Genomic DNA, 13,341 nt, shown 5'->3' with positions numbered 1-13,341 from the left:
GCATAAAGAATCAAGTCGCTATCATTAATACGCTTCGCAGTATCTAGAGCATCCTCAAACTTATTGCGACCAATTTGAATCCAATAAATCAGATAAAGCTCATCTGATTTGAGGGTCACATTATTAAGAATAACCTTCTTCTGATCGGAAGAAAACTCCAAACCTTGAATATAAGAGTAAGCTAATTCATACTTTTGAGTATTTGGCAGGCTAGAGGGTGCTACTCCTTCTAACTCTGTGATTACCCCACTATAGTCAACTTTGATGAAAGCAGTATCTGCCTGCAAAAGTTTTTCTTTAAAAGGATTTTGTAGGAAAATCAGATAGACTAAAGGAATGAAGAGCAGAATGATACCTGCTGTCAACCAGATCGTTGCTAATTTAAAAACTCGGTGGCGCCTGCTTGGCACCAAAACTAAATTTGCCTTTTCCTGAGCCGCTTTCTCCAAATAATATTTTTCTAAGACAGCTATCGCATCTGATATGGTCGTTGTCTGGCGTAGCTCGTTAAGAAAGTCTGGTAGAGTTTCTAATTCTAGCGATCCATTGTAGAGATCCATAAAGTCTAAGTCGCTAAAAAGTGTCACTGTAAAACATTTAGCCTGACGTAAAAAGTCCTCTGCTGATAAAGAATGGGGAGTCATGATCCCTGGTACACCTCTATAAGCGATTTTAGCTTGAGCATTCTTAGTGATAAAGAGATTATCTGGATGGAGCAGAAAAGTCACTGGTAGATCTAAGGCTGACTCTAGAGAAAACACATTCAGCGCTAAACGAAGCCGCTCTGAAATCGTACGAGTCTTGAGTTCTCCATAGCTAAGTCCGTAAGGCTCTAATTCATATGTAAACGCCACACTATCCTCATCTGCCCCCATGGTCTGTTCCAAAAAGAGCGGATGATGCAAATCCAAAAGCAGGAGCTCCCGCAAATCCTGACTGGCTACATCAGATCTCTTCAGTTTCAGCTGCCAGCTTGTTTCATTTTTTTCATAGATAAATGGCTGTTCGCCAAAGACAAATCTTTCCTCAGTCAACTCATATCTCCTCTATCTCTACTAAATCGCCTGTCGTCATAGGATAATCCGACAGGTACTTGCCCTCATCCAGCAGCAGGCCCTTATTGACAATCCGCAGCTGATACTTGGTCCGCTTTACTCCGGGATTAAAAATGCTATCAATCTCCCGAATCAACCGGCGTACCTCAATTCTCTGAGGAATCCGAATATCTACATCCCGGTCCCCCAAACGCAGGGTAATATTGATATGCTGTTCCATACTGATATTCTCCTATTGATTTCTTTACTTGTCTGAGCTCTTGAGCTATACCAAGTCTCTAGTCTCTTTCCGCTGTCGCCACCCGATAACTCACGATTCCTGTCACTCCGATGAGTAGAAGCACCAGTCCCGTATAAAGGACACCTGGTAAAAAGTCACTCCAACTACTGGCTGATTCATTCCCCAAATTCGTCTGTAATTTAGACAATTTTTGAGAATCTGCTTGAAACAGCTGCTCTTCAGGTGATTTTCTCACCGGTCCCTCTATAGCAGAAAACAGCTGGCCCCTTTCGGTGATCAACTGTTTATCTTGATAGTTTTGCATCTCTAGCAATTTCTTTTGATCGGCTTCATTGAAAAGCGCCTTGATTTGCTCGGACTGCGCACCAAAATGCAACTCCTCTTCTTTCTCCAGCCGGGAGTTATCAATTTGTAAGCTATTGTCCTTCAGGTCATCTGCAGCAGCCACCGAGGCCGCTGCACATGTTCCTAAGGTCAGAAATAAGAGAATTACTTTTTTCATATGCTTTTCTATACTTTCTCGCTTTGATCTTGAAGATTTCTCGGTCTGACAAAGATATTGGCCGCCACCAATAAACCTAAAACAATCAGCATGGCAAAGAAGATGAAGAACCCGGCAGTCTGTCCGTCAAAGTAACCTGAAAGCAGGCTCTCTAAAATCGACAAAACATTCAGGCCCTTAATCAAGGCCGGGAAGCCTGTCAGACTAGCCGTTGTCCCGATAGCATTTGACAGATAGACAAAGCTAATCATCATAAAGAAGGCCAGCCCCATACCAATAACTCGGATATGCTTGAGCAAGAAATACTGCCCCTGAATCAGGATAAAGCTTGCCACTGCCATCAGCAGGACCCATGACGGCACATATTCACGACCAACCTGGAGTTGAACACTCGATACAATACCAATCACTAAGCCGATGGTCAAAGCCAAGAAGGATAAGATACCAACTGTCATAATATCTGTATCATGTAACTTGTCAAGCTTAAAGCGATCTTTGACCTTGCGAATGACATTTTGTGTCGCAAATAGATAAGCTGTAAAAAGACTGACAATCTCTAAGAGCAAGATCCAAGTAAATGGCCGGTAAACGTTGACAGTCGCCTTTACAGAAGATGAGCTTTGAGTTACTGGGCTGGACAGGAAATTAAGCAGAACTTCATTTGGCACACCGTTTTCATAGGCATTGTTTAAGACCTTGACAAAGGATTCGACAAAATTTCCATTAGCAGCCAGTTCTTCATTAAATTGCGCCATCAACGCTTCCGCATCCGTAGACAATTTTTCCGTACTTCCCTGCGCTGTAGCTAGCTCACGGTTGAAATTACTGAAAATTTGGTTGACAGATTCAGCGGCTTGGATATTACTCTGAGAAGAAGCCTTCACACCAGATGTCTCTGTCAATAAGGAGCTGAATTCAGAATTTAGAGAAGTCAGGTCAGTATCCGTTTTAGCTAGAGCTGCTGTGCTATTCGTCTGCGCTGTAGCGATACCAGTCAGACGCTCTTTCAAGCTTTCATAATGCTCCAACTGCTTGGTAATGCTGCCAGCCAGTTCTTGATTGCTCTTATCAATCTCTGCTAAATTCTGTTTCAACTCAGGACCTGTCTTTTTCAGCTGTTCCAAGGTATCATTGAGTCTTTGCTGAACACTCTTATTATCCGAAGCGTTCTCAGCTGTAGAAAGGCTTTCTTTATAAGCATCTAAGTTAGACTGAATCGCATCCAGCAACAGCCCTGTCAGAGCATCATTCATCTTGCCTTTTTTCAGCTGTTCCATTGAAGAATGGATTTGAAGGAGAGAGTTTACCCGCTGATAAGCAGAAGCGATTTTTTGAGCTTTTGCTCCATAGCTGGCCGCTGCCTGCTGAAGATCCGGTATGTCAATAGGCGCACTTGCAGCTGCAAGTCCATTGAGCATAATGGTAATAGAGGCCGCTGTTGACGGTTTTTCGGTATCATTTGTCACACTGTAGTGCGCTTCAAAGACTGCATTCTCAAGCAAAATGATTTCTTGACCTGCTGTGACAGCATCACCATTATAGGTCACGGAGTCCACTGTCACACCCTCTGGTGCTTTCCAGGAAACTTTCGCCTTTGTCCCAGTTTTCTCAGCTACAGGCTCGGTGGTTGTGACTTCCTTCGCTGCTAATGCTGCAAGGTCACTACTTTTCGTTGCATCACTTGGCGTCCCAAAATCTTTTATATCAGCACTAAGAGCCGGTACAGTGATGGATAAACCGAAGGCAGTAAAGCTTTGGCCGCCAAAATTCTCAGCTGGCAGTTCCGCAACTGCATCACTAAGCTCAGCTTTCAAAGTATTCTCAGCATCTGTTAAGAAAGTGACATTTCCTTTTGCAAGAACTTGGCTAAGTGTAATCTCGCCATCTTGCTCGGGAGTATAATAATCAACTAATTTTTTATTAATAAATTCTTTGATATTATCTTCATGATTCTTAAATTTCGTACGCTCTGCTTCAAGATTTTCCTCTAAATCAGCAATTTGCTTGGTGACATTATCTGTCAATCCTGCATATGTGCTCGCATCGCGTACATCTGCTTGCTCAGATGAACCAATCTGCTTACCGAGAGCTTCCTGATTCGCTTGTAAATTTTCATAGAGCTTCTTGGTTTCGGCACTTAAGGTGTCACGGTTCATTGCCATCAGCTGTTCCATAAAGTCAGCATAACTAATCTGATCCTCTCCTCTTTGCTTCAGCAAACTGCTGAAGTTATTGCCGTAGCTTGTTTGAGAATTTCCCAGATTATCAAACACCTGTGAATAACTTTCTAAGGTTGTTTTCAAAGCTGTGTTGGCATCAACAGATGAAGTTGATAAATTGAAGAGAGTTGGAAAAATATTTCTAGAATTGATGGCCGTATCTAGCAAATTTGTTTTGTAGTGACCAATGTTAGTGATTTGCAGTTGAGAACTAGCCTGCACATTTTGCTGAGCTGTATAAAGATTACTCAGGATGCTAGCCATATACATATCTACTAGCTGGCTATTGAGATCTGCAATGATATCCTTGGCTAATTTATTAGCATCATTTTCGACCTGCAGATTACCAGAAGCATTGACCTTATAAGTCACCGTCGTCTTATCCGCATTGACACTATTGACATCTAGCACTTTTTCTGAGAAATCGCTAGGAATCGTCAGGACCAGTTGATAAGTACCCTTTTCTAATCCAGAATCCGCTGCGCCTCGTGTCACAACAGACCAATTTTGCGAATTATCCCGTTCAATGTTCTTTACATAGCTCGCACCGAGATTATATTCTTTTTTATCCACGCGCACAGCTTGGTCTTCATTGACAATCGCCACATTGAGCTTGGTCTGCTGACTCGTTTTTAGCTTGGTGTCATCACTGCTAGTCGTATTCTTTTGCACTGCTATATTTAGGATAATCACCGCAGCAAGCAGAAAAACAACTAAGAGACTATTTCCGATATATTTTAAAACTCTTTTATTTCCCATTTATCTCTTTTTGTTCCCTATATTATTATACAAAAATAGGAAGGCCCTTGCCTTCCTAAAGCCACTTATAACAAATTAACGAATTTGTGCAGCGATATCGTTATCTGTTTGCTCAACGATGTCAGCAACTTTAACCAGCTGAGCATTGATATCTTGAAGCAATTGTGCAAATTCTTTGATTTTTGGAGACAATTCGTTGAATTGTTCTTCAAAACTATTGAATGCAGAACCTTCCCAGTTTTCAGAAATGATTGCTTGCTCACGAGTCAAGTCAGTAAGGACTTGGTCGACACTTTCTGAACCTTGAGTGTAACGTTGTGCGGATTCGCGCAATTCTTCTGGAGTCAATTTAATTAAAGCCATGACAATCTCCTTTTTTATTAGTAATAGCACTATTATACTAATAAATGAATATAATTGCAAGCTTTTTCTAAAAATAAATAAAATTTTTAGTAAGAATCAGAGACGAAGCTAAACTAGCCTAAAATCCTAGCTCTGTAATTACTGATTGAAAATCTGTCTTTATTCGCTCCAAATCAACCGTCACTTCTTGTCGTGTTGCGTTATTTTTAACAGTAACCTGACCACTTTCTACTTCACTTTCGCCTAGAGTGATGATGGTCTTGGCTCCAAAGCTGTCTGCTGACTTAAACTGGGCCTTGAGCTTGCGGTCCAAATAATCTCGTTCCGCCGCAAACCCTTGATTCCGGAGGGCTTGCACCAATTCCAAAGCACTGCGATTGGCATCTTCACCTAGAACGGCAATATAGGCATCCAAGCCTGTCTCAAGTGGCAAAGCTGCTCCCTGTTTTTCCAGAACCAAGAGCAGACGCTCCATTCCCATACCAAAACCAAAGGCAGGTGTTTCTGGCCCACCAAAGTAGTCAACCAAGCCATCATAACGGCCACCCGCACAGATAGTTAGTTCGCTGCCTGCCACATCAGTCGTAAACTCAAAAATCGTGTGATTGTAGTAGTCCAGTCCGCGCACCATATTGGTGTTAATGACATAAGGAACCCCTAAAGACTCTAGCATTGAGCGGACAGCCGCAAAATGCTCCTGGCTCTCCTCGTCCAGAAAGTCCAAAATCGAAGGTGCCTGCGCAACGGCTGCCTTATCTTCTTTTTCCTTCGAATCCAGCACCCGCAGCGGATTTTCCTCCAAACGACGTTGACTATCCTTAGAAAGACTGTCTTTCAGCGGAGTCAAATAATCAATCAAGGCCTGACGGTAGGCAGCTCGACTCGCTGCATTGCCCAAACTATTCAGTTGCAGCGTCACCTGTCCAATCCCAATTTCCTTGAAGAACTGAGCCGCCATAGCAATCGTTTCTGCATCTGTCGCTGGATTTTCAGAGCCGAAGCACTCCACCCCGATTTGGTGAAATTCGCGCAAGCGACCAGCCTGAGGCCGCTCATAGCGGAACATAGATCCCATATAATAAAGCTTGACTGGCTTTTGAACTTCTGGTGCAAAGAGCTTGTTTTCGACATAAGAACGAACGACTGGCGCAGTTCCTTCTGGCCGTAGCGTAATATGACGATCTCCCTTATCGTAGAAATCATACATTTCCTTGGTCACAATGTCTGTCGTATCCCCAACAGAACGACTGATGACCTCATAGTGCTCAAAAATCGGTGTCCGAATTTCCGCATAGTTGTATTTTTTAAACGTCTTACGAGCAAACTCCTCCAGATACTGCCATTTAGCAGATTCCTGAGGGAGGATATCCTGAGTTCCTTTAGGTTTTTGTAATTTCATTTTCTAATCCTCTGCAACTATATAATATCTATTATTTTACCATAAATCAGATGTTTTGAGGAGTTAGAGCAGAAAAATTCCCTCCGAGAGACTAAATCCGTTTTCATTCGCCAGAATTTCTTGAAAAATTGTCAGAATTATGAGAAAATAAGACCACTATTCTATAGAGAAAGAAGGACCGATGATGAGAGACGATATCAAAATCAATGACCGAGCCGCAGCTATCCAAGAAGAATTCATCAAGAAACTCGAAGCGATTTACGATCCAGAAGTCGAGCTTGATGTCTACAATCTCGGGCTTATCTATGAAATCAATCTTGACGAGACCGGCCACTGCAAGATTGTCATGACCTTCACAGACACAGCCTGCGACTGTACTGAGACCGTTCCTATTGAAATTGTCGAGTCCCTGAAGCAAATCGAGGGCATCGAAACTGTCTCCGTTGAAGTCACTTGGTCGCCCGCGTGGAAAATCACGCGCATCAGCCGCTTTGGACGCATTGCGCTGGGGATTAGTCCTAGATAAGAAGATGCCTTGTTCATCTGCATTAAATAAAATAGTAAGAGGCTGGGACAAAAGTCCTAGCCTCTCAATTGTCTTTGGATTGTCGAGCAAGACGCAGTGGTTGAGTGGGCTCTACTACGCTGATTTCATCAGCTTTTACAGCCCTACTCAACTGTGCGGAGGTGGGACGACGAAATCGAATTCTAACGAATTACCGATTTCTGTCCCACTCTCTCTTTCGTCATATATAGGCTATTTTTTACCTGTTTCTTCTGGTTTCCAGAAGTCGGTAACAGCACCTTTAGCGGCAGAGGATACCATGTGGGCATATTTACCAAGTACACCGCGGCTATAAAGCGGTGGAATAGTTGTTTCTGCTTTGCGTTTTTCAAGTTCTTCTTCAGAAACTGCCATGGAAATTTCCTTGGTATCTTGGTCAACCGTGACCATATCGCCTGTGCGAAGATAGGCAATCGGGCCACCATCCTGAGCTTCCGGAGCGATATGTCCGACAACGAGACCGTAGGTACCACCTGAGAAGCGACCGTCTGTCAAGAGTGCCACCTTATCTCCTTGACCTTTCCCTACGATGATAGAAGAAAGTGACAGCATTTCTGGCATACCAGGGCCACCCTTTGGACCAACGTAGCGAACCACGACTACATCGCCATCGACTACTTCATCGGCCAGCACTGCATCAATAGCAGCTTCTTCTGAGTCAAAGACCTTGGCTGGACCGACGTGGCGGCGCACTTTAACACCTGATACCTTGGCAACAGCGCCGTCTGGAGCTAGATTACCATGCAGGATAATCAATGGACCGTCCGCACGTTTTGGATTTTCAAGCGGCATAATGACCTTCTGACCTGGCGTCAAGTCAGCAAAGTCAGCCAAGTTTTCCGCCACCGTCTTACCTGTACAAGTGATGCGGTCACCATGCAAGAAGCCGTTCGCCAAAAGATATTTCATAACGGCAGGCACACCACCGACATTGTATAGGTCTTGGAAGACATACTGGCCGGATGGTTTCAAATCCGCCAAATGTGGCACGCGCTCTTGAATAACATTAAAGTCATCCAAGGTCAGCTCCACATTAGCCGCATGAGCAATGGCCAACAAGTGCAGAGTGGCATTGGTAGAACCGCCCAGAGCCATGGTCACTGTGATCGCATCTTCAAAGGCTTCGCGAGTCAGAATGTCAGACGGCTTAAGCCCCATTTCCAGCATTCGGACAACTGCTCGGCCAGCTTCCACGATATCATCCTTCTTATCTTGGGATTCTGCTGGGTGAGAAGAAGAACCGGGCAAGCTCATACCTAGAACTTCAATAGCTGTCGCCATAGTATTAGCCGTGTACATACCGCCACAGCCACCAGGGCCAGGGCAGGCGTTACACTCGATGCGGCGCACTTCCTCAGCAGTCAAATCGCCATGGTTCCACTTCCCGATTCCTTCAAAAACGGAAACCAGGTCAATATCCTTGCCATCCAGATTTCCCGGTGCAATCGTTCCGCCGTAGGCGAAGATAGCAGGAATATCCATATTAGCAATGGCAATCATAGAGCCAGGCATATTCTTATCACAGCCCCCGATAGCTACAAAGGCATCTACATTATGCCCGCCCATGGCAGCCTCGATGGAGTCTGCGATAATGTCGCGTGAGGTCAGAGAGAAGCGCATGCCTGGTGTTCCCATGGCAATCCCGTCCGCAACCGTAATAGTCCCATACTGGACAGGCCAAGCTCCCTCTGCTTTGATACCTTCCTTGGCTAGCTTGCCCAAGTCATGCAAATGGATGTTACAGGGTGTATTTTCCGCCCAAGTGGAAATCACCCCAACAATAGGCGTTTCAAAATCTTTATCAGTCATTCCCGTCGCGCGAAGCATGGCACGGTTAGGAGATTTAACCATACTGTCATAAATCTTACTTCTGTGACGAATATCCTTATCTGTCATAGCTTTCCCTTTCATTATCAGTAATCTTTGTGCTTTATTATACCACACTTAGGCTGTATTTTACAGAGGAAAATTTTTAAATTTTCAGAAGATTGGGAAAATATAGAGGCGGATTTGAAACTTTTTCCTATCAAGCAGAAAGAAGACAACTAGAAGCTTAGGTTTTTCTCAAAAAGCAGAAAAAAATCTGTCAAGTAACTTTACTTTACAAAAAAGTTTTGTTATACTGTTAAAGTTGATGAAAATCATCAAATTGAATCGAATTCATAAACTAAAAGGAGAAACAAACAATGGCAGTACCTGCACGTCGCACTTCCAAAGCGAAGAAAAACAAACGCCGCACTCACTACAAAGTGACAGCTCCAACTGTAACTTTTGATGAAACTACTGGTGATTACTCACGCTCTCACCGTGTATCCCTTAAAGGATACTACAAGGGTCGTAAGATTGCCAAAGCTGCTGCAGCAGAATAATAGAAGGGAGCTACCATGCGCGTAAATATTACACTTGAACACAAAGAATCTGGTGAACGCTTGTACCTTACTTCTAAAAACAAACGCAACACACCAGACCGTCTTCAATTGAAGAAATACTCACCAAAACTTCGCAAGCACGTTGTGTTTACAGAGGTGAAGTAAGCATTCAATACGAATCAATACAGAAGAAAGACGCTGATTTCAAGCGTTTTTTCTTTTTGTCAAATTCAGTACATCGCAATATAAATCAAGCGAATCACTACTTTTTTCACTACCTTTATTTGAAATGAGAATATCGATTCGGACAATCAAAAGTAAGAGGAACTTCATTATGAGGCTCCTCTTTTTCTATGCTCGCTCCAACATCTATTCGCTATAGTAAAATAGCATGAGAATTAATGCATTCGATTTTATTCAGCTCGATAAGCTGGAATCTATTTACTTACGGTATTCCTCTACTTTAGATTCATACTTTTTTAAAAGTTCCCGTGAGTAAACTTTTTCATGTGTCGAGTTTCTAACTTCTTTCCAGAGAATAGCTGTAACTTTTAACTTATTAGAATAACAATCGCTCAATTCATCTAAACAAAAGTCTTTTAGAAACTGATTCCATTGACAAGCCGAACTATCATACTTGGCATAATCTGACTCACCGTAATATATTTTAATCATATCTTGAATAGTGAATGTTATATCTTTATCCCTTTTTACTTTTCGCCAAGCCGTCGCCATATTAGCACTAAATTTAAAGGGACTAATGCCTGTTACAGCTGAAAAATAATCTCGAAATTTTTGGTTAAAAGAAAAACCACAGTTAAGTAACGGAGTCTCCAAGGTTATAACTTCGGCTTGATTTTTGTTTCCTTTACTCAAAAATTTTTCTATTTTATTTCCCCTAAAATATTGTTCGATAATATAGTTCAATTCTTGCTTCGTACATCTATACTCTAATCCAAGGGACTTACAAATTTGTGAAAGTTCTTCTCGATACCAATAGTATCTATTAAATTCTTCAAATGATTTTATCTCTCCAAAATCAGGTCTTTTTTCTTTCATATGCCCACCTTAATAAATTCAAATTTTTCAGACAATCAATTACTTGCTAACTTGTAAACCCGTCTTATCACTTTACTTTCTAAGTTCCAGCTATCAAGCTCAATTTTAAGCAACTCTGGAAATTTCTTACTAATATCCCCTAAAGCATTTCCAACCGATTTTCTCACATATTCGCTTGCATCTTCTTTTAAGTTTGCAATTTTTCAATAGCTTCATTCGGATTTCCTTAAACTATGATCTACTCGTCTATATTCGTAACCCCTCTATGACTGCTCTCCTTGTATTAGAATTATTGTTTTTTAACCATTCATCAATTATTGGAAATGCTTTTCATATCCTATTTTCTTGCAAAATTCATCAAATGCCTTTGCCAATACGTCCTGAACTCTCCAATTGTCATCTTTGGAAACTTCATCTCTCATAAATGATAAAATATCATATTGTTCTGATAAACATCCAAAAGAATTACTCCACAGATTCTTACTTGATAGGTGTCAGATTTATAATCGGTTAATAATAAACTTTAAAATTTCCATTTATCCTGTATATCTAAAAAAGCCCTCTTTAGCTCACCTATTGTCTTATATCTAAGATTATGATTGGAATTCAATCCTTTTTCCATGAACTCTTTTAGCTTTGGGAAATCAAATTTGCTCATATTTTTATATCTTCCTGTTAATACAAAGTAAACTAACTTTGTAAGAGCATAATATTCGTATTGCTTATTATAATTCATAAACCCATCCATACTTAAACCAGATATATCATTAAAATAACCTCTTACTTCTGTATCTAGTGATGTCAGATGGCTATCAATCGTTTTTACTAATCCGAAATCAGCAATTTTTATCACAATTTGTTCTTGATACTGTTTGATTAAAATATTCTTAGGACTGATGTCTCTATGTAAAATTTCCATTGTATCAAAAATTTCAAAACTCCGAATGATTTGTAAACAGAGCTTTCTACGTATCATGAAATCTAGCTTTTGATTATTCTTTAAAATATAATCATATAACGAAAAATCTGCTAACTCCATATAATATTCATTTTTATTTTTATCTAAACGATAAACTTCTAATACATAAGGAGAATTTATTGATTTCATCACTTCATATTCTTGATAAAATCTCTCCAGTTCCTTAGCATTTAAATTTGCCTTAGCCCTTTTTAAGGCAAACTGTTTATCATAAAAATCATCATAGTATTTAAAAACTTGAGCATACGAACCTTCACCAATGGGGGTTAATTTAAAACTAGATTCTACGAATCCATTTTTTTTACTAATAGTATCTCCAATAAAAAATATAGGCAATTCATATTTAATTTCAACTTGCTCCATATCTGTTGGAATAGAGCTTCCATTATATTTCATAAGGAATTGATTACATTTTTTAAATAATTCACTATACTCTCTATCAACCGTAAAACCAATATTTTCTAATTCTAAAACCTTTAATAATCTGTCCACAATATCAATACAAGTAATCAATTTTCTACTAGATTCTGCGAGATAGTAAAAGTTTTTCTGCTTAATTCTAGAGTTCATTTCTCGCAAAAGCAAATTAATATGATAATGAATACTTGAAAGTAACAAGGAAAACCTTTCTCCAAAATCTTCTTGATATAGATACTGATTATCGGACTGAAATCCCTTTGGAAATGCCTCAAGAAAATCAAGTTCTATTGATTTTAATTTATTAGAAAATTCCGCTGTTAAATACTCATCAATTATGCTCATTATACGACCTCCTCTCTATGTTGCAACATAATATAAGCAACATTAAGTGATTTTTGCTTCATTTTTTTATGCTCTAAATTTTTATCCATACCCCATATTCTAATATTTTTTCGTATCGTATACTAATCTTCTATATCTATTAAAGCAGACTCACAGGCTTGAATTATAGAACTTGAAAATATCACATCTTTATTTTGGATTTTCAGTTTCTTTTCTATTTGATTTAAGTTAAAATGCCATATCTATTCTCCTTCTTTTTTGTTTATAGGATATAGCATTTTGTACGTTAAATATCCATTGCGTACTGAATGGAGACAATCATGACTAAATTTTATATCCCTCTAAACCAAAAATCTATCCGAAGTTTTTATGATATGTGCTGTTTCTTTGACATCCAAATCATCTGTATAAAACAAATGATTTTTCTCAATATTTTTAGTTAAGAACTCATTTCTTGACTGGATAGATAAATCGCCTGTTCTTTCAATTTCTTCTCTAGAAGAATCACGGTCTCTAAGGGTTTCTTCTTCTGCTAGCAAAACGCAGTATTTTAAGTTTATCTGTTTTGCCTTTAAGAACTCTGCGATTTTCTTCAGTTGTTCCTCAAATATGACATATTCTATGATGACTGTAATGCCTCGAGCCAAGAAATTATTGGTCAGACTGATGATATTATCCCAGAATAAATCCATGTAAAATCCATCATCTTCCCAAGGAGCTACGAGACCTCCTTTAATCATTAAGTAAATCATGTCGCCCTCTATAACTGCACTTTTGTCAAAAGAGTAGGCCAACTCTTTGCTGACGGTGCTCTTTCCAACGCCTGGGGGACCTGAAATAATATAAATACAATTTTCCAACCTTATACCTCTATCAATTCTAACGATTCTGAGAATAACTGCTCATATTATAGCATTTCTAAAATATTATTTCTATCGACTTCAAATCCTTCAAAAAAGTGTGTGAAAATGGGTAAAATTCAGAGAAAAATTCTCAGAAAGAAGCAAGAAAACCCTTTCTTTTGGAAATTTTCATTTTAATGCAATAAATTTTGACAGATGGACTGCTA

The 13,341-nt window shown here is 40.0% G+C and carries 13 protein-coding genes and 1 pseudogene; 3 read left to right on the top strand and 11 right to left on the bottom strand.

Annotated elements, in window-relative coordinates:
* The 6 genes from essB to hisS form a co-directional block, all read right to left on the bottom strand.
* Positions 1-1,034: type VII secretion protein EssB (gene essB / locus SCRDD08_RS00560; RefSeq protein ID WP_061423231.1), on the bottom strand; the 1,034-nt coding region annotated here is incomplete at its 3' end.
* Position 1,035: 1 nt separating this feature from the next.
* A complete protein-coding gene (locus SCRDD08_RS00555) occupies positions 1,036-1,275 on the bottom strand; it encodes an EsaB/YukD family protein (RefSeq protein ID WP_061421977.1) in 240 nt (79 codons plus the stop codon).
* Positions 1,276-1,333: 58 nt separating this feature from the next.
* Positions 1,334-1,798, bottom strand: coding sequence for a type VII secretion protein EssA (gene essA, locus SCRDD08_RS00550; protein ID WP_061421976.1), 465 nt, complete (start codon positions 1,796-1,798; stop codon positions 1,334-1,336).
* 8 nt (positions 1,799-1,806) lie between these two features.
* Positions 1,807-4,776 carry a type VII secretion protein EsaA gene (esaA, locus tag SCRDD08_RS00545; protein WP_061421975.1) on the bottom strand — a complete coding sequence of 990 codons (2,970 nt, stop codon included), beginning with the start codon at positions 4,774-4,776 and terminating at the stop codon, positions 1,807-1,809.
* 75 nt (positions 4,777-4,851) lie between these two features.
* On the bottom strand, positions 4,852-5,139 hold the full coding sequence (locus SCRDD08_RS00540; protein ID WP_061421974.1) for a WXG100 family type VII secretion target: 288 nt from the start codon (positions 5,137-5,139) through the stop codon (positions 4,852-4,854).
* 118 nt (positions 5,140-5,257) lie between these two features.
* The gene (gene hisS, locus SCRDD08_RS00535) at positions 5,258-6,538 is read right to left on the bottom strand and encodes a histidine--tRNA ligase (protein ID WP_061421973.1); all 1,281 of its coding nucleotides are present in this window, start codon (positions 6,536-6,538) and stop codon (positions 5,258-5,260) included.
* Between the two features lie 184 nt (positions 6,539-6,722).
* On the opposite strand from hisS, the gene SCRDD08_RS00530 reads away from it, so the two are divergent.
* A complete protein-coding gene (locus SCRDD08_RS00530) occupies positions 6,723-7,064 on the top strand; it encodes a metal-sulfur cluster assembly factor (RefSeq protein WP_061421972.1) in 342 nt (113 codons plus the stop codon).
* 231 nt (positions 7,065-7,295) lie between these two features.
* Here the strand turns inward: SCRDD08_RS00530 and ilvD are convergent, their stop codons facing one another.
* A complete protein-coding gene (ilvD, locus tag SCRDD08_RS00525; RefSeq protein WP_061421971.1) occupies positions 7,296-8,999 on the bottom strand; it encodes a dihydroxy-acid dehydratase in 1,704 nt (567 codons plus the stop codon).
* Between the two features lie 290 nt (positions 9,000-9,289).
* Between ilvD and rpmF the strand changes: the two genes are divergently transcribed.
* Complete coding sequence (gene rpmF / locus SCRDD08_RS00520; protein WP_002894148.1) at positions 9,290-9,472, top strand: 50S ribosomal protein L32; 183 nt, start codon at positions 9,290-9,292, stop codon at positions 9,470-9,472.
* Between the two features lie 15 nt (positions 9,473-9,487).
* Positions 9,488-9,637, top strand: coding sequence for a 50S ribosomal protein L33 (gene rpmG, locus SCRDD08_RS10855; protein ID WP_001265622.1), 150 nt, complete (start codon positions 9,488-9,490; stop codon positions 9,635-9,637).
* A 276-nt stretch (positions 9,638-9,913) separates the two neighbouring features.
* Here the strand turns inward: rpmG and SCRDD08_RS00515 are convergent, their stop codons facing one another.
* The 4 genes and pseudogenes from SCRDD08_RS00515 to SCRDD08_RS00505 all read right to left on the bottom strand — a co-directional run bounded on the left by SCRDD08_RS00515 (position 9,914) and on the right by SCRDD08_RS00505 (position 13,132).
* The gene (locus tag SCRDD08_RS00515; protein ID WP_061421970.1) at positions 9,914-10,531 is read right to left on the bottom strand and encodes an SAP domain-containing protein; all 618 of its coding nucleotides are present in this window, start codon (positions 10,529-10,531) and stop codon (positions 9,914-9,916) included.
* A gap of 35 nt (positions 10,532-10,566) precedes the next feature.
* A pseudogene (locus SCRDD08_RS10850) lies at positions 10,567-11,036 on the bottom strand (DNA alkylation repair protein); the annotation flags it as partial.
* 18 nt (positions 11,037-11,054) lie between these two features.
* Entirely contained in the window at positions 11,055-12,272 is a 1,218-nt protein-coding gene (locus SCRDD08_RS00510) for a protein kinase family protein (RefSeq protein WP_081104233.1), read from the bottom strand.
* 341 nt (positions 12,273-12,613) lie between these two features.
* Positions 12,614-13,132, bottom strand: coding sequence for a P-loop nucleotide/nucleoside kinase family protein (locus SCRDD08_RS00505; RefSeq protein ID WP_061421969.1), 519 nt, complete (start codon positions 13,130-13,132; stop codon positions 12,614-12,616).
* Positions 13,133-13,341 lie beyond the last annotated feature (209 nt).

Origin of the sequence: Streptococcus cristatus, assembly GCF_001578775.1 — a bacterium.
GTDB classification, from domain to species: domain Bacteria; phylum Bacillota; class Bacilli; order Lactobacillales; family Streptococcaceae; genus Streptococcus; species Streptococcus cristatus_A.
This window is presented reverse-complemented; position numbering and strand designations above follow the sequence as displayed.